13 protein-coding genes are annotated in these 17,331 nt (G+C 69.8%); 6 read left to right on the top strand and 7 right to left on the bottom strand.

Features of this window, described 5'->3' with window-relative positions:
- Positions 1-27 precede the first annotated feature (27 nt).
- Positions 28-1,473 (bottom strand): bifunctional serine/threonine-protein kinase/universal stress protein, encoded by a 1,446-nt coding sequence (locus G5B31_RS16135; protein WP_165019236.1) that lies wholly within the window; start codon positions 1,471-1,473, stop codon positions 28-30.
- 1 nt (position 1,474) lies between these two features.
- The gene (locus G5B31_RS16130) at positions 1,475-2,215 is read right to left on the bottom strand and encodes a metallophosphoesterase (RefSeq protein WP_165019235.1); all 741 of its coding nucleotides are present in this window, start codon (positions 2,213-2,215) and stop codon (positions 1,475-1,477) included.
- A gap of 389 nt (positions 2,216-2,604) precedes the next feature.
- Between G5B31_RS16130 and G5B31_RS16125 the strand changes: the two genes are divergently transcribed.
- The 3 genes from G5B31_RS16125 to G5B31_RS16115 are packed head-to-tail and all read left to right on the top strand — an operon-like array spanning position 2,605 to position 5,920.
- Positions 2,605-4,065, top strand: a complete 1,461-nt coding sequence (locus tag G5B31_RS16125; RefSeq protein ID WP_240904455.1) for a class I adenylate-forming enzyme family protein — start codon at positions 2,605-2,607, stop codon at positions 4,063-4,065.
- A complete protein-coding gene (locus tag G5B31_RS16120) occupies positions 4,062-4,700 on the top strand; it encodes a DsbA family oxidoreductase (RefSeq protein ID WP_165019233.1) in 639 nt (212 codons plus the stop codon). The genes G5B31_RS16125 and G5B31_RS16120 overlap by 4 nt, the downstream gene beginning before the upstream one ends.
- A complete protein-coding gene (locus G5B31_RS16115) occupies positions 4,697-5,920 on the top strand; it encodes a multidrug effflux MFS transporter (protein WP_165019232.1) in 1,224 nt (407 codons plus the stop codon). Before G5B31_RS16120 ends, G5B31_RS16115 begins: the two co-directional genes overlap by 4 nt.
- A gap of 265 nt (positions 5,921-6,185) precedes the next feature.
- Here G5B31_RS16115 and mfd read toward each other — a convergent pair whose 3' ends face one another.
- On the bottom strand, positions 6,186-9,635 hold the full coding sequence (gene mfd, locus G5B31_RS16110; protein ID WP_165019231.1) for a transcription-repair coupling factor: 3,450 nt from the start codon (positions 9,633-9,635) through the stop codon (positions 6,186-6,188).
- Between the two features lie 3 nt (positions 9,636-9,638).
- Positions 9,639-10,166, bottom strand: a complete 528-nt coding sequence (locus tag G5B31_RS16105; protein ID WP_165019230.1) for a component of SufBCD complex — start codon at positions 10,164-10,166, stop codon at positions 9,639-9,641.
- 117 nt (positions 10,167-10,283) lie between these two features.
- On the opposite strand from G5B31_RS16105, the gene hemB reads away from it, so the two are divergent.
- Complete coding sequence (gene hemB, locus G5B31_RS16100; protein WP_165019229.1) at positions 10,284-11,282, top strand: porphobilinogen synthase; 999 nt, start codon at positions 10,284-10,286, stop codon at positions 11,280-11,282.
- Positions 11,283-11,398: 116 nt separating this feature from the next.
- Entirely contained in the window at positions 11,399-11,956 is a 558-nt protein-coding gene (locus G5B31_RS16095) for a YSC84-related protein (RefSeq protein WP_165019228.1), read from the top strand.
- A 45-nt stretch (positions 11,957-12,001) separates the two neighbouring features.
- On the opposite strand, the gene G5B31_RS16090 is transcribed toward G5B31_RS16095, so the two are convergent.
- Entirely contained in the window at positions 12,002-12,865 is an 864-nt protein-coding gene (locus tag G5B31_RS16090) for an NAD(P)-dependent oxidoreductase (protein WP_165019227.1), read from the bottom strand.
- Positions 12,866-12,952: 87 nt separating this feature from the next.
- Between G5B31_RS16090 and G5B31_RS16085 the strand changes: the two genes are divergently transcribed.
- Entirely contained in the window at positions 12,953-15,418 is a 2,466-nt protein-coding gene (locus G5B31_RS16085; RefSeq protein WP_165019226.1) for a penicillin acylase family protein, read from the top strand.
- 228 nt (positions 15,419-15,646) lie between these two features.
- Here the strand turns inward: G5B31_RS16085 and hflX are convergent, their stop codons facing one another.
- Entirely contained in the window at positions 15,647-16,888 is a 1,242-nt protein-coding gene (hflX, locus tag G5B31_RS16080) for a GTPase HflX (RefSeq protein WP_346763926.1), read from the bottom strand.
- Positions 16,889-16,980: 92 nt separating this feature from the next.
- On the bottom strand, positions 16,981-17,214 hold the full coding sequence (gene hfq, locus G5B31_RS16075) for an RNA chaperone Hfq (protein WP_165019224.1): 234 nt from the start codon (positions 17,212-17,214) through the stop codon (positions 16,981-16,983).
- Positions 17,215-17,331 lie beyond the last annotated feature (117 nt).

Below are 17,331 nucleotides of genomic sequence, written 5' to 3'. Positions count from 1 at the left end.
GATGACAGCGGAGTGCGGCCCCTGCCCCTATGACACCGCCTCGGCCTCCGCAGCCGTCTCCACCGGCGCTTCCGCCTGCCCGTCGCGCAGCCGCACCACCGTCACCGAACAGGCCGCCTCGGCCACCACCTGCGCCGAGACCGAGCCGAGGTAGCGCCGCGTCGTCGAATGGCCGCGGGCGCCCATCAGGATATGGTCGGCGTTGTTCTGGGTGGCGTAGTCGATGATCGCCTGCCCCGGGTCCGGCCCCTCCAGCACCGAGAAGGTCAGCCGGTCCTCGGTCAGCTCGATCTCCTCGGCCCAGGCCTTCAGCTGCACCAGCCGCGCCACATGCAGATGGGTGCCGTGGTCGTCGGTCATCTGGTCGATCCCCAGCCGCGCGGTCTTGATCACGTTGACGCAGGCGATCCGCGCATCCGGCTCCGTCACCAGCATCCGCTTGATCTGCCGGCGCAGGGTGTTGGCCAACTTCTCGCCCTCGGGCGACAGGTCCACCGCCACCACGATGATCGGCACCGCCGCCATCTGCGCGCCGATGAAGTCCGGCGGGCGGAAGCTCCTGATCCGCCGCGCCACCTTCCAGCGGTCGTAGACCTGCAGCCAGCCGTCCTGCTTCAGCTTGCGCGCCCGCGCCGTCAGCGTCACCTGCGCCGGATGCGCCAGGTCGAAGGCCATCTGCGCCGCCGACTGGTAGCGCCGCATCGGGTCCACCTCCAGCGCGCGCAGGATGATCTCCTGCAACCATTCCGGCAGCTCCGGCCGGTGCGCCCGCGGCGGGATCGGGTCGCGCCAGAGCCGTTTCCGCACCCCGCGCAGCTTTTCCGGGCTGCCGAAGGGCAGCTTGCCGGTCGCCAGCGCATAGGTCATCGCGCCAAGCGCGAACAGGTCCGAGCGCGGGTCGTCGCGGCAATGCAGGAACTGCTCGGGCGCGATATAGGGATAGGTCCCCATCGGGATGCGGAATTCCTCGGCCAAGAGGTCCGGCAGCTGCGCATGGCGCGACAGGCCGTAGTCGACCAGCACCATCTCGCCGCTCGGCCGCTGCAGGAAATTCTCCGGCTTCAGGTCCAGGTGGATGACGTGCTGCCGGTGAATGTCGGCCACCGCCTGCACCATCCGGGCCATGATCTCGATCAGGTCCGACAGCGGCAGGGGCGCCTTCAGGAAGGTGTCCAAGAGCGAGCCGCCCTCGATCTTCTCGGTGACGATATAGGGCATCACGTCGAAATCGCCGATCCCCATCACCCGCGGCACGTGCGGACCCGAAAGCCGCGGCATGATCATCTGCTCGACCTCGAAGCCGACGATGGTCGGCCCGTCGTCGCCGTCGAGGATGGTCGGCACCTTCATCACCATCGGCGTGCGGAAGCGGGCGTTGGTCACCTCCCAGATGGTGGCGAAGCCGCCCTTGTGCAGCTGCTCCCCCAGGGTGAAGCCGTCGATCTCCAGCCCCTTGTGCGGCCTCGTGCCCATCCTATCGCCCTCCGATCAGCCGCTGCGCCAGCTCTTCCGGCAGACCCGCGGCCCGGGTCTTCGCCGCCACCGCGCCGAAGTCGTAGGGCGTGCGGCGGAAGGTCAACTCGTTCGCCGCGCTGTCCATCAGCGCCCATCCCGCCTGCGCCAGCCCGTCGCGCGGCTGCCCGGCCGAGCCCACCACCGCCAGCCAGCGGCGCGAGCGGATCAGCGGGATCGGCAGGCCGGTGCGGAACGGCTGTTCGCGCACCATGCCCTGCCGGTCGCAGCTGGCCAGGAACGGCAGGTGGACATGGCCGCAGAAGATCAGCCGCGCATCGGTGGCCCGGAACGAGCCGATGGCCTTGGTGTCCGAGGTGACGTAGTTCCAGTCCTCCGGCGCATTGGCGCTGGCATGGACGAAAAGCATGTCGCCGATCCTTGCGGTATACGGCAGCCGGCCGAGGAACTCCTTCGCCCCGGGCGAGAGCGCCTGCACCGTCCAGTCCATCGCCGCCTGCGCCAGCGGCGACATCGCCTCCTTCGCCCCAGCCGCCGCGTTGTCGTGGTTGCCGCGCAGGCAGATCGCGCCCTCCTCCATCAGCCGGGCGCAGCGGTCGACGCACCATTCCGGGTCCGGCCCGTAGCCGACGATGTCGCCGAGGATGACGATCCGCTCCGCCCCGCGGGCGCTGGCATCGGCCAGCACCGCCTCGAAGCCCTCGCGGTTGCCGTGAATGTCGGTCACGATCGCCAGCCGCATCCGCCCCCTCCAGAAGCCTCGTCCCGGGGTGACGATAGGGGGCGGCCCGGGCGGCGACAATGCGACAGATCAAATCGGAGGTGCGGGAGTCACGTTTTCCGGCTGCGCTCCGCGGGATTTCCATGGCGGAGGCCCGTGCCTCCGCCATAGGGCAACGTTTCCCCTTGTCCGGCCGGGTGCCCAAAGCACCCGGCCAGCGCCCGCCCGCCCCTCGGCGGGCGCTTCTCGCCCGCCCGGGCGGGCGCTGGCCTCTGGGGTCTTTCGCTGCCACCGTCTCCGGGTGATCCGCCACGCACGGGCGGGGGCGAGGCAGTGCCTCGCCTGTTCCCGCCCGGCCCGACGTCCGCGCCACCTTGCAACCGTCCCGCGGCCCGCCTATGCCGGGGATCATGTCCGCCGCCGGTTTCAACCTTGCCGCCCATGTGCTGGCCCAGGGGCAGGAGACGCCCGAGAAGATCGCGCTCGCGGTCCTTGGCCTGACGGGCGCCGAGCGGTGGAGCTATGCCCGGCTGATCGGTGCCGTCCGCGGCTGCGGGACCTGGCTGTCGTCCCGGGCCGCCTCCGGCGACCGCATCCTGATCCGCATGGGCAATACGCCGGCCTATCCTGTGCTGTATCTGGGCGCCATCGCCGCCGGCATGGTCCCGGTCGCCACCTCGCCGCTGCTGACGGCGCCCGAGATCGCCCGCATGGCCGCGCTCGTCCGCCCCCGCGCCACGGTGGCGGACCCCGGCATCGCGGTGCCGGACGGGGCCGTATGGCCCGCCGACCTGCCCGCCTGGGAGGCCGCGGCGCCCTGCAACTGGCAGATGGGCGACCCGGAGCGCGAGGGCTATGTCGTCTTCACCTCCGGCACGTCCGGCAGCCCGATGGCGGTGCGCCATGCCCACCGGGCCATCCTCGCCCGCCGGATGATGCACCGCGGCTGGGAGGGGCTGACCGCGCAGGACCGCCTGCTGCACGCCGGGGCCTTCAACTGGACCTATACCATGGGGACCGGCCTCCTCGACCCCTGGACCCTGGGCGCAACCGCGCTGATCCCCGGGCCGCAGGTGGCGCAGGAGCATCTGCCGCTGCTCTTGAAGCGCCATGACGCCACGATCTTCGCCGCCTCTCCGGCGGTCTTCCGCCGCCTGCTGCGCGCGCCGATGCCCGGGATGCCGCGCCTGCGCCACGCGCTTTCCGCCGGCGAGGCGCTGCCCCCGGCCCTGCGCGAGTGCTGGCGCGAGGTCACCGGAACCGACATCCACGAGGCGCTCGGCATGTCGGAGATTTCCACCTTCATCTCCGGCAACCCCGACCATCCGGCCCCGTATGGCGCCACCGGCTTCCCCCAGGCAGGCCGCCGCATCGCCGTTCTCGGCCCCGACCTGCACCCGCTGCCGCCGGGCGAGGTAGGCCAGCTTGCGGTCTCCACCGCCGACCCCGGGCTGATGCTGGGCTACCAGGACCATCCGCCCCCGGATGGCGACTGGTTCCTGACCGGCGACCTGGTGCATCAGGGCTGGGACGGCGCCATCCACTACCACGGCCGCGCCGACGAGATGATGAACCCCGGCGGCATCCGGGTCTCGCCGCGCGAGGTGGAACTGGCGCTGGCCGACCTGCCCGGCGTCGTCGAACTGGCCGTGACCGAGATCGCGGGCGAGGCCGGCGCCCGCTTCATCGCCTGCTTCTACGCAGGGGACGCCCTGCCGGAAAGCACAGCCTCGGCCTTTGTGGCCGAGCGTCTGGCGCGCTACAAGCAGCCGCGGGCCTGGGTCCATCTGCCCGCCCTGCCCCGCACCGCCACGGCCAAGATCGACCGCCGCGCGCTTGCCGCCCTTTACCCGAAAGGCCCCGCCGCATGAAACCCGTCCGGCTGGACATCTTCGCCGATCCCGTCTGCCCCTGGTGCTATGTCGGCAAGGCCAATCTCGACCGCGCGCTGGAAGCCGCGCCCGACCACCCGTTCATCGTGGCTTGGCACCCGTTCCAGCTGAACCCCGACATGCCGCGCGAGGGCGTAGCCAAGCGCCAGTGGCTGGAAGAAAAGTTCGGTGGCGCTGCGAAAGTGGATGCCGTCCACGACCGCCTGCGCGAGGTCGCCCGCGCCGCCGGCCTGCCGCTCAATCCCGATGTGCCGAAGCGCATCCCCAACACGCTGGACGCCCATAGGCTGATCCACTGGGCCGGGATCGAGGGGCGGCAATCGGCCATCGTCTCCGCCCTCTTCCGCGCCTATTGGGTGGAAGGCCGCGACATCGGCAATCCCGCGGTGCTGGCCGACATCGCCGGTGCCGCCGGCATGGACCGCGAGGCCGTGGCCCGGCTGCTGGACAGCGATGCCGACGCCGCAGACATCGCCGCCCGCGACGAGGATGCGCGCCGCAAGGGCGTGACCTCCGTCCCCACCTGGCTGATCGGCCAGCATTACGTCGTCTCCGGCGCCCAGCCGTCCGAACTTTGGACGCAGGTGATCGAGGATCTCAGGAAAGCCCAATGACCGACCATATCCCGTCCGACGCCCCGCGCCTGTCGCAGGGCGAATTCATCGCGCTGATCGCGATGCTCTTCGCCACCATCGCCTTCTCCATCGACGCGATGCTGCCGGCCGAGCCCGCCATCGCCGCCGCCTTCACCCCCGACGACCCCAACCGCGCCAAGCTGGTGGTGGGGTCCTTCTTCCTCGGCATGGGCATCGGCACCTTCGTCTCCGGCCCGCTGTCCGACGCCTATGGCCGCAAGCGGGTGATGATCTGGGGCGGGGTGCTCTATTCCCTCGCGGCGCTGATCTGCATCTTCGCCCAGTCGCTGGAGGTGCTGCTGGCCGCCCGCGTGCTGCAAGGCATCGGCGGCGCCGGGCCGCGGACCGTCTCGCTGGCCATGGTGCGCGACCTCTACAAGGGGCGCGAGATGGCGCGGATCATGTCCTTCGCCATGATGATCTTCATGGTCGCCCCTGCCGCCGCGCCGCTGCTGGGGCAATGGATCATCCACTTCTCCGGCTGGCACGCGATCTTCATCGCCTTCATCCTCTTCGCCGTGATCGCCATGACCTGGCTGGCCGTCCGCCAGCCCGAGACCCTGCCGGTGGCGGCCCGGGTGCCGCTGTCCTTCGGAGGTCTCTGGGCCGCCGGGAAAGAGCTGTTCTCCTACCGCATCGTCGTGGTCTCGATCCTGATCCAGGCGCTGACCATGGCGGTGCTGGTCGCGACGATCTCCTCGGTGCAGGGCATCTTCACCGTCGAGTTCGGCATGGAGGAGGCCTTCCCGAAATGGTTCGCGCTGGCCGCCGCGGTCTCGGCAGGGGCCTCGTTCCTGAACTCGAAGCTGGTGATGACCATGGGGATGCGCAAGGTGGCGCGGCTGGCCTTCATCGGCGTGCTCGTGATGACCGTGCTGCACTACGGGCTGATGCGGGCCGACATCCTGCAAGGCAACTGGCGCTTCGCCGCCTTCTTCCTCTGGCTGGTGAGCCTGTTCTGCATGATGGGCCTGACCATGGGCAACCTGAACGCGCTGGCGATGGAGCCGGTGGGCAACATCGCCGGTTTCGCGGCCTCGATCATGGCGGCGGTCTCCACGGTGGTGGCGGTGATCCTGTCCACCCCGATCGCCCAGGCCTTCGACGGCACCCATGAGCCGCTGGTGATCGGCGCGCTGCTCTGCATCACGCCCTCGCTGCTGCTGATGCGGGTGCTGGGGGTTCCCTCGCGGGTGTAGGTCGCATCGACAGCCGCCGGAAACCCACGCTCTCTGCGGGCGGGAGAAGGCGAGGCACTGCCTCGCCCCCGCCCGTGCGTGCGGCTTCAACCGGAGACGGTGGGAGTCCTTAACCCCGAGAGGCCAGCGCCCGACCCGGCGGGCGAGAAGCGCCCGCCGAGGGCGGGGCGGGCGCTGGCCGGGCCTTTGAGGCCCGGCCGGGATGATTGAACCGTTGCGCTTTGGCGAAGGCACGCGCCTTCGCCAGCCGGACCGCGCAGCCGCCCTACCGGGACGGCTTCGCCGTCGCCTCGCGCAGCTTCTCCGCCAGGTCGCGGGCGATGGCGAAGGCGCCCTTGATGCGGTCGGCCTCGCCCTTCATCTCGCCCTGAAGCACGATCCTGGTGCCCTGAACCTTCGCCGCCGGCCCTTGGGCTTTCAGGAACTCCACCAGCCCGGCGGGATTGGCGAACTTGTCGTTGTGGAACTGCACCGTCGCCCCCTTCGGCCCGGCGTCCAGCCGGCTGATCCCGGCGCGCTTGCACATCGCCTTGATCCGCACGATCAGCATCAGCGTGTTGACCTCCTTCGGCAGCGGGCCGAAACGGTCGATCAGCTCGGCGGCGAAGCCCTCCAGCTCCACCTTGGTCTGCAAGGAGGACAGCCGCCGATACAGCCCCAGCCTGATGTCGAGGTCGGGGATATAATCCTCCGGGATCATCACCGGCACGCCGAGGTTCAGCTGCGGGCTCCAGTCGTCGGAAATCGTCGACAGGCCCTGCAACTCGCCCGACTTGATCTTGGCGATCGTCTCTTCCAGCATCTGCTGGTAAAGTTCGTATCCCACTTCCCGGATATGCCCCGACTGCTCCTCGCCGAGAAGGTTCCCCGCCCCCCGCAGGTCGAGGTCGTGGGAGGCCAGGTTGAACCCCGCCCCAAGGGAGTCGAGACTGCCGAGCAGCTTCAGCCGCTTCTGGGCCTGCGGCGTCAGCGGCGCCCGCGGCTTGGTGGTCAGGTAGCAATAGGCCCGCGTCTTCGACCGCCCCACACGCCCGCGGATCTGGTAAAGCTGGCTGAGGCCGAACATGTCGGCCCGATGCACGATCATCGTATTGGCGGTCGGGATGTCGAGGCCCGATTCCACGATGGTCGTCGCCAGCAGCACGTCGTATTTGCCGTCGTAGAAGGCGTTCATCCGCTCGTCCAGATCGCCCGCCGCCAACTGGCCATGGGCGATGACGTAGGACACCTCCGGCACGTGGGTTTTCAGGAAGTCCTCGATCTCCGGCAGGTCGGCGATGCGCGGCACCACATAGAACGACTGCCCGCCGCGGAAGCGTTCGCGCAAGAGCGCCTCGCGGATCGTCACCGTGTCGAATTCGCTGACATAGGTGCGGATCGCCAGCCGGTCCACCGGCGGCGTGGCGATTATCGAAAGATCCCGGACCCCTGTGAGCGAAAGCTGAAGCGTCCGCGGGATCGGCGTGGCGGTCAGGGTCAGCACATGGACCTCGGACCGCATCTCCTTCAGCCGCTCCTTGTGCGCGACGCCGAAATGCTGCTCCTCGTCGATGATGAGGAGGCCGAGGTGCTGGAACGTCACCCCCTTGGCCAGCAGCGCATGGGTGCCGACGACGATATCCACCTTGCCCTCGGCCATCTCGGCCCGCGTCCGGTTGGCCTCGGCCGTGGAAACGAAGCGCGACAAGGGCTTGACGCGGATCGGGAATCCGCGGAACCGCTCGGCGAAGCTGCGGTAGTGCTGGCGCGCCAGAAGCGTGGTCGGGCAGACCACCGCCACCTGCATCCCCGACAGCGCCGCGACGAAGGCCGCCCGCATCGCCACCTCGGTCTTGCCGAAGCCGACGTCGCCGACGATCAGCCGGTCCATCGGGCTGCCCTTCTCCAGATCCGCCACCACATCGGCGATGGCGGCCAGCTGGTCGTCGGTCTCCTGATAGGGGAAGCGGGCGGCGAAGGCCTCCCAGATCGAATGAGGCGCCTCCAGGATCGGCGCATGGCGCAGCGCGCGTTCGGCGGCGACGCGCATCAGCCGGTCGGCGATCTCTCGGATGCGTTCCTTCAGCTTCGCCTTCTTGGCCTGCCATGCCCCGCCGCCGAGACGGTCCAGCAGGCCCTCCTCATGGCCGTAGCGCGACAGCAGCTCGATGTTCTCGACCGGCAGGTAAAGCTTTGCGTTGTCGGCATATTCCAGCGCGACGCAGGCATGGGGCGCGCCGAGGGCGGTGATGGTCTCCAGCCCCAGATAGCGGCCGACACCATGCTCGACATGCACCACCAGATCGCCGGGCGACAGCGTGTCGACCTCGCGCAGGAAGTTCTCGGCCTTGCGCTTGCGGCGGGGCTTGGCGACCAGCCGGTCGCCGAGAACGTCCTGCTCCGAAATCACCGCCAGCCCCGGCGCGGTGAAGCCGGCCTCCAGCGCCCAGACGGTCAGGAACAGCCCGCCCTTGCCCGGCGGCAGCGCCCGCAGGTCGTCCAGCTCCTGCGCCGCCAGCCCCTGGTCGGTCAAGAGGCCCTTCAGCCGTTCCCGCGCGCCCTCGGACCAGCTGGCGATCACCACCTGCGCCTCTTCGCGCAAGGCGCGAACATGATCGGCCAAGGCGCCGAACAGACTGATCTTTTCCTGCTGCCGCTCGGGCGCAAAGTTGCGGCCGATCCGGCCGCCGGCATCCAGAACCCCCGGCCCCGGCGCCTGCGCCAGCGGCGACAGCTGCACCATGCGGTGCCCGGAAACCGCCGCCTCCCAGGCCGCATCGTCGAGATAGAGCAGCCCCGGCGCCACCGGCTTGTAGACCGTGTCCAGCCGCCCCTTCGCCGCCAGCGCCTCGGCCCGGGCATCGTAGGCGTCGTCCACCGCCTCCCACCGCGCCAGCCGGGCCGGGGTGACCTGGTCGTCCAGCATCACCGTCGCCTCGGGCAGGTAATCCATCAGGGTTTCCAGCCGGTCGTGGAAGAAGGGCAGCCAGTGCTCCATCCCCTGATGCTTGCGGCCGGCGCTGACGGCTTCGTAAAGCGGATCGTCGATGCCCGCGGCGCCGAATTCGGCCCGGTAGCTCTGCCGGAAGCGGGTGATCGCCGCCTCGTCCAGCACCACCTCGGAGACCGGGGCGAAATCCACCCGGCTCAGCTTCTCCACCGTCCGCTGCGTCCCGGCGTCGAAGCGCCGGGCGCCGTCCAGCACCTCGCCGAAGAAATCCAGCCGCACCGGCCCGCCCGGTCCCGGCGGGTAGATGTCGACGATACCCCCCCGTATGGCGTAGTCGCCCGGCTCCGCCACCGTCGATACGGGGGAGAATCCCATCCGGGTCAGGAAGGTCTTCAGCCGCGCCTCGTCCACCCGCTCGCCCACTCCGGCACGGAAGGACGAGGCCCGCACCACCTCGCGCGCCGGCACCCGCTGCGTCACCGCGTTCAGGGTGGACAGCACCACGAAGGCGCCGGGCAGCCCGTCCGCCAGCGCGGCCAGCGTCGCCATCCGGCGGCTGGAGATCTCGGCATTGGGCGAGACGCGGTCGAAAGGAAGGCAGTCCCAGGCCGGGAAGTCCAGCACCGCCACCCCCGGCGCCCAGACCGCCAGCGCCGCCCGCATCGCCTCGGCCCGCTTGTCGTCGCGGGCGACATGCAGCACCGGCCGGTCCTTCTCCAGCTCGCGCAGGAGAAGCTTCGCGTCAAAGCCTTCGGGCGCGCCGCCCAGGGTGATGCGGTCGGCCATGGCTCAGTGGTTCAGGATCGAGATGTTCAGGTTCTGATACATGCCGAACATCGCGGTGACGAAGATCGAGACCATGCCGACGACCTGCACCAGCCGCCGGTGCAGCATCAGCCGGCGATACATCGGCGGGCCGGACTGCTCGCCCGCCTCGATCCGCAGCGCGGTGCGCAGCGACAGCCAGCCGACGAAGATCATCGGCACGAAGAGGAACAGCACCGCCTGGGCGAATTCCGACCGATACCAGACCGCCAGCACGAAAAGCGCGGTCAGCAGGAAGGAGACCACCGCGAAGATCGGCGCGGCGGCGGTGCGCGAGATGCCGAGGAAGCGGCGGGTGTTGATGCCGACCATCGCCTCCAGGTCGGCCTCGTCCTGGCCGCCCAGCCGGCGGGCGCGCTGGATCATGTCGAAGGGGACGCCGACGACCCTGTGGCTGGTCGTCGACCACAGGACCGCAAGCGCGATCCAATACCAGAGGTTCGAGAAGGACCGCATGTCGATCACTTCGAAGACGGTGCGGTACCACTCCACGCCCGATCCTTTCGCCTGCTGCGCCCGTTGGCCTGCTTGAGGTGCGGCCCTTTCCATGGCAGGCAGAAGCGCAGGCCGCAAGCCCCTTTGCCCCGCGCCCCCCTGACGGAGAACACCATGCGCCCCCGTATCGCCGACTATCCCGCCCTGCGCTTCCGCCGCCTGCGCCGGACCCCTGCCCTGCGGGCGCTGGCGCAGGAGGTGGTGCTCTCGCCGGGAGACCTGATCTGGCCGGTCTTCATCCGCGACGGCAAGGGGATGGAGGAGCCGGTGGCCTCGATGCCCGGGGTGAACCGGCTGTCGGTCGACCTGGTGGTGAAGGCGGCGGAGCGGGCGGCGGCCCTGGGGATTCCGGCGATCTGCCTTTTCCCCTACACCGATCCCGGCCTGAAGACCGAAGGCTGCGAGGAGGCCTGGAACCCCGACAACCTGGCGAATCGCGCCATCCGGGCGATCAAGGCGGCGGTGCCGGAGATCGCGGTGATGACCGACGTGGCGCTGGACCCCTACAACGCCAACGGCCATGACGGCATCGTGCGGGACGGGGTGATCCTGAACGACGAGACGGTGGAGGCGCTGGTGCGCATGGCGCTGGTGCAGGCCGAGGCGGGGGCCGATATCCTCGGCCCCTCGGACATGATGGACGGCCGGATCGGCGCCATACGGGGGGCGCTGGAGGCCGCAGGTCACAAGGACGTGGCGATCATGTCCTATGCGGCCAAATATGCATCGGCCTTCTACGGCCCCTTCCGCGATGCCGTCGGCGCCTCGGGCGCGCTGAAGGGCGACAAGAAGACCTATCAGATGAACCCCGCCAACAGCGACGAGGCGCTGCGGCTGGTGGAGCGCGACCTGTCGGAAGGCGCCGACATGGTGATGGTGAAGCCGGGGATGCCCTATCTCGACATCTGCCGCCGGGTGAAGGACACCTTCGGCGCGCCGACCTTCGCCTATCAGGTCAGCGGCGAATATGCGATGATCCGGGGGGCGGCGCTGAACGGCTGGATCGACGGCGAGAAGGCGATGATGGAAAGCCTGCTCGGCTTCAAGCGCGCCGGCTGCGACGGGATACTCACCTATTTCGCCCCCGAGGCGGCGCGGCTCCTGCGCGGCTGATCCCGGCGGGCTGCCGCCTGCGCCGCGCAAGTGCTGGTGACAGACAGGCGGTTATCCGCTAGGCTTGGTGTGAACCGGGGCTGCAGACCCCGGCGCAAGAGGCACGAGAGGGCAAGATGCAGGATTTCACCACACGGCGCGGCGTTGTTTTCGGACTCGGGGCCACCGGCCTGCTTGCCGCCTGCGGCAACGGCATCGGCTCGAACGGGGCGGCGCAGATCGACGCCAGGGTGGATGCCACCCAGAACTACCTGTTCGGCCGCTATCCCGGCACCCGCGATCTGGCTTCGCGGGCGGCGGGCGTGCTCTACATGCCGCTGGTGACCGAGGCCGGGCTGATCTACGGCGGCTCCTACGGCCGCGGCGCGCTGCGGATCCGGGGGGCGACGGTGGACTACTACTCCGCCGCCAAGGCCTCGATCGGATTGCAGATCGGCGCGCAGCAATATGCCCATGCGCTGTTCTTCATGACGCAGGAGGCGCTGGAGGAGTTCCGCCGCTCGGCCGGCTGGGCGGCCAGCGCCGACCTGCGCTATGCCACGCCGGAGGAAGGCGCCAGCATCGGCAAGGCCACCACCGAGATGGAGCCGGTGATCGCGCTGGTCTTCGGCCAGCAGGGGCTGATCGCCGGGGCCTCGCTGGCCGGGGTGAAATACACCCGTATCATCCCCTGAGCGGCATACGGGGGCGCACGGCGCCCCCATCCGGCAGCGTATGGCCTATTTCAGCCGCCGGATCAGGCTGGAAGTGTCGTTCCTGCCGCCGCCCATCAGCTGCACGTCCTTGTAGAACTGGTCCACCAGCGCGGTGACCGGCAGGCGGGCGCCGATCTCCTCGGCCGTCGCCAGGCAGATCGCCAGATCCTTGCGCATCCAGTCCACCGCGAAGCCGAAGTCGAAGTCGTCCTTCAGCATGGTCTTGTGGCGGTTGACCATCTGCCAGGACCCGGCGGCGCCCTGCGAGATGACCTCGACCACCGCCTCGCCGTCCAGCCCCGCCTTCTGGCCGAAGGCCAGCGCCTCGCTGAGGCCCTGCATCAGCCCGGCGATGCAGATCTGGTTCATCATCTTGGCCATCTGGCCGGCGCCGCTGTCGCCCAGCCGGCGGCAGATGCGGGCATAGGCGGCCATCACCGGCTCGGCCCGGGCATAATCCGCCTCCGTCCCGCCGCACATGATCGACAGCACGCCGTTCTCGGCCCCCGCCTGCCCGCCCGAGACCGGCGCATCGACGAAGCCGAGCCCGCGCTCGCGGGCGATGCCGGCGAGGTCCCGCGTCACCCTGGCCGAGACGGTGGTGTGGTCGACGAAGACCGCCCCCGGGTCCATCCCGGCGAAGGCGCCGTCCACGCCGGTGCAGACCTGCCGCAGGTCGTCGTCGTTGCCGACGCAGGCCATGACGAATTCCGCGCCATGGGCGGCCTCGCGCGCCGTCGCCGCCGCCTGCCCGCCGTGCCGCTCCACCCAGGTCCCCGCCTTGGCCGAGGTCCGGTTCCAGACCGTGACCCGGTGGCCCTTGGCCGCCAGATGCCCCGCCATCGGGAAACCCATCACCCCGAGCCCGAGAAATGCCACATCCGCCATCGTGAAGCCCTTGCGATTGCCCTGCCGTATCGGATCGACTAGGAACCGATCCCGTCACACTCGTCAAGCACGGCTCAGGACAAACCCATGCTCACCCTGTTCCGCTGGCTTCTGCGCATCGTCTCGGCCGTCCTCGGCCTCTCGCTCCTCGCCGGTCTGGTGCTGTATTGGTTCCTGTCCCGCTCGCTGGTGGATTATTCCGAGGATTTCACCCTGCCCGGCCTCGACGGCCCGGTGGAGATCGTGCGCAACAACGATTCCGTGCCGCATATCTTCGGGGCCTCGGACCACGACGTCTATTTCGCGCTCGGCTTCACCCATGCGCAGGACCGGCTCTGGCAGATGACCATGCTGCGGCGCACGGCGCAGGGGCGGCTGTCCGAGCTGTTCGGCGCCCGCACCCTGCCGGTGGACGAGTTGCTGCGGCGGCTGGACCTTTACGGGCTGGCGCTGCAATCGGTGAAGGCGCAGGACGACGAGACGCTGGCGGCGCTGCAGGCCTATTCCGACGGGGTGAACGCCTGGATCGGGCAGGTCAACGCCGGTGCCCGCGGCCGCGGCGCGCCGGAGTTCTGGCTGTTCTCGCCGGAGATTTCCGCCTGGGCCCCGGCGGATTCCATCGCCATCCTGAAGCTGATGGCGCTGCAACTGTCCTCGCACGCCGGCGACGAGGTGCTGCGGGCGCAGCTGTCGCTGGTGCTGCCGCCCGAGCGGCTGGCCGACATCCTGCCCGAGGACCCGGGCAAGGGCGTCGCCGCCCTGCCGCAATATTCGCAGCTGATCCCCGGCGCCCTGCCGGCGATGCCGGTGAAGACCGCCGCCCTGCCCCTCGATCCGGTGCCGGACCTCGGCCTCGCCGGCGCCTCCAACGCCTGGGCGGCGGAGGCGCGGCGCTCGGCGGCCGGCGGCGCGCTGCTGGCGAACGACCCGCATCTCGGCTTCACCGCGCCGACGATCTGGTATCTGGCGCGGCTGGAGCTGTCCTCCGGCGGGGTGATCGGCGGCACCATTCCCGGCGTGCCGGCGGTGCTGATCGGGCGGTCCGATCAGATGGGCTGGGGGCTGACCACCGCCTATCTGGACGACCAGGACGTGGTGATCGAGAAGCTGAACCCGGCCAATTCCGCCGAATACGCCCTGCCCGACGGCAGCTGGGCGAAGTTCGACACCCGCCAGACCATCGTCACGGTCAAGGATGCCGAGCCGGTGACGCTGACCCTGCGCTGGTCGCGCAACGGGCCGGTGCTGCCGGGAACGCATTTCAACCTCGGCGCGGTCACGCCCGCCGGCCATGTCGCCGCGCTCAGCTGGACGGCGCTGTCGGCGGCGGACACCTCGATGACGGCGGCGATCCGGCTGATGCGGGCGCAGACCGTGGCAGAGGCGCTGGAGGACGGCCGGCTGCATGTCGCGCCGGCGCAGAACCTGATGCTGGCCGGGCCCGACGGCATCGCCATGCAGGTGATCGGCGCGATGCCGGTGCGCGATGCGGGCCACCCCAGCCAGGGCCGCCTGCCCTCGCCGGGCTGGAACCCGGCGGTGGGGTTCAAGGGCATCTATCCCTATGAGGAGAACCCGCGTTTCGTGAACCCGGAGATGGGCATCCTCGGCAATACCAACAACAAGTCGGTGGACCGGCCCTTCCCGAAGCACCTCAGTTTCCTCTGGGGCGACACGCAGCGCATCCGCCGCTGGCTGACGCTGATGCAGACCCGCGAGGTGCATACGCGGGAAAGCTTCATCGAGGCGCAGCTGGACACGGTGGACCCGACCTCGCGGCTGTTGCTGCCGCTTCTCGGCGCGGACCTCTGGTATACCGGGACGCCCGCGGCCGAGGGCACGCCGGAGCGGCTGCGGCAGCGGGCGCTGATCCTGCTGGCGGAATGGAACGGCGAGATGAACGAGCACATGCCCGAGCCGCTGATCGCCACCGCCTGGATCCGGGCGGTGATGGACCGGCTGATCCGCGACGAGCTGGGGCCGATGGCCGACAAGTTCACCCATCCCGACCCGGTGTTCATCGAGCGGGTCTACCGCAACACCGCCGGCGCCGGGGCCTGGTGCGACGTGATCCAGTCGGCGGCGGTGGAGACCTGCACCGACATCGCCCGCGACGCGCTGGACGAGGCGCTGTTGCGGCTGACCGAGACCTACGGGCCGAACCTGGAAAGTTGGCGGTGGGGCGACGCGCATCAGGCCACCCACGACCATGCGGTGCTGGGGGAGGTGCCGTTCCTGAAATGGTTCGTCAACATCCGCCAGTCGACCAGCGGCGGCGACGACACCCTGATGCGCGGCAAGACCGCCGGCGAGGGACCGAATCCCTACCTCAACGTCCACGGCGCCGGCTATCGCGGCGTCTACGATTTCGCCGACCCGGATTCCTCGGTGTTCATCTCGGCCACCGGCCAGTCCGGCCACCCGCTGAGCCGGCATTACGACGATCTCGGCGAGCTGTGGCGGCGCGGCGAATACATCCCGATGTCGCTGGATGCCGAGCTGGCCCGGGCCGCCGCGGTGGGGGTGATGGTGCTGACGCCGGAGGGGGACTGAGCCGGGATCGGGCGGGAGAAGGCGAGGCACTGCCTCGCCCCCGCCCGTGCGCGGCATGTCGACCGGAGACAGTGAGGGCACGAAACCCGGGAGGCCAGCGCCCGACCCGGCGGGCGAGAAGCGCCCGCCGAGGGCGGGGCGGGCGCTGGCCGGGCCTTTGGGGCCCGGCCGGTCCTGATTGGAATGGTGCGCTGTGGCGAAGGCACGTGCCTTCGCCAAGGCGGGCCTTCACATCTCCCGGAACCTTGCCGCCTGCCGTGCGGTCCAGCGCAGGGTCAGGCGCCAGCCGTCCTCGCCCTCGCTTTCGGCCACCACCAACCCGCGGTCGTGCAGCCAGGCGCGGCGGCGGCCTTCGCCGAAGGGCAGCTCCAGCACCGCCTCGCTGCGTTCCTCGTCCAGTTCGGCGGCCACGGCGGCCAGCAGCGCCTCCACCCCCTCGCCGGTCAGCGCCGAGATCGGGAAGACCTGCGGCCGCTGCGCCGCCTGCGCGGCCAATGCCTCGCGCGAAGCCGGGTCGACCTGGTCGAGCTTGTTCCAGACCTCGATCTGCGGCGTCTGCGCCGAGACGCCGAGCGAGGCGAGAATCTCCGCCACGTCGGCGGCCTGCTCGGCGCTTTCGGGGTGGCTGATGTCGCGGACGTGCAGGATCAGGTCCGCCGACAGCACCTCCTCCAGCGTGGCGCGGAAGGCGGCGACCAGCTGCGTCGGCAGGTCGGAGATGAAGCCCACGGTGTCGGAGAGGATGATCTTCTGCCCCGTCGGCAGCGTGACCCCGCGCATGGTCGGGTCCAGCGTGGCGAAGAGCATGTCCTTGGCCAGCACCTCGGCCCCGGTCAGCCGGTTGAACAGGGTGGACTTGCCGGCGTTGGTATAGCCGACCAGCGCGACGATGGGGAAAGGCACCTTGGCGCGGGCGGCGCGGTGCAGTTCGCGCGTCTTCACCACCTGCTCCAGCTGGCGCTTCAGCTTGACCACCTGCTCGTCGATGGCGCGGCGGTCGCTCTCGATCTGGGTCTCGCCCGGGCCGCCGACGAAGCCGAAGCCGCCGCGCTGGCGTTCCAGGTGGGTCCAGGCGCGGACCAGGCGGCTGCGCTGGTAGGACAGCGCCGCCAGTTCCACCTGCAGCACCCCCTCGCGGGTGCGGGCGCGGTCGGCGAAGATCTCCAGGATCAGGCTGGTGCGGTCCAGCAGCTTGATCCCCCATTCCTTCTCCAGGTTCCGCTGCTGCACCGGCGAGACCGGGCCGTCGACCAGCACCAGGTCGACCTCGTCGGCCTTTATCCGCGTCTTCAGCTCGGCGACCTTGCCCGATCCGAACAGCATCCCCGGCTGCACCTTCGGCAGCCGCACCACCTCGGCCCAGAGAATGTCCAGGTTCGGCAGCGCCGCGGCCAGGCTGACCGCCTCGGCCAGCCCGTGCTCGGGCAGGCGGCGGGTCTGGCGGGCGCGGGTGTCGGGATGCAGCACCACGGCGCGGGTGGCGCGCTCGGCCGTGTCATGGCCCTGCCCCGCCGGCCTTGCGGCGGGGTCGCGGCCGTCCTGATCTGAACCGGAAGCGCCGATCAGTCTTCGCCTTCGTAGAGGTTGACCGGCGCGCCCGGCATGATGGTCGAGATGGCGTGCTTGTAGACCAGCTGCGACTGGCCGTCGCGGCGCAGCAGCACGCAGAAATTGTCGAACCAGGTGATCACGCCCTGCAGCTTGACGCCGTTGATCAGGAAGATCGTGACCGGAACCTTGGCCTTGCGGACGTGATTCAGGAAAGCGTCCTGCAGGTTTTGCTTGTCGCCAGCCATTCTTGTTTTGCCTTGCCTTTTTCGCCCGCGTTCAACCCCGGGTCGGTGAAAACCGTTCTTGCAATCCGCCGCAATCCTGCCCCAGGCGGGACCGGACCGGCAGAGTATGATATGGCT

It is taken from the genome of Rhodobacter sp. SGA-6-6 (assembly GCF_011043545.1).
GTDB lineage: Bacteria > Pseudomonadota > Alphaproteobacteria > Rhodobacterales > Rhodobacteraceae > Pseudogemmobacter.
This window is presented reverse-complemented; position numbering and strand designations above follow the sequence as displayed.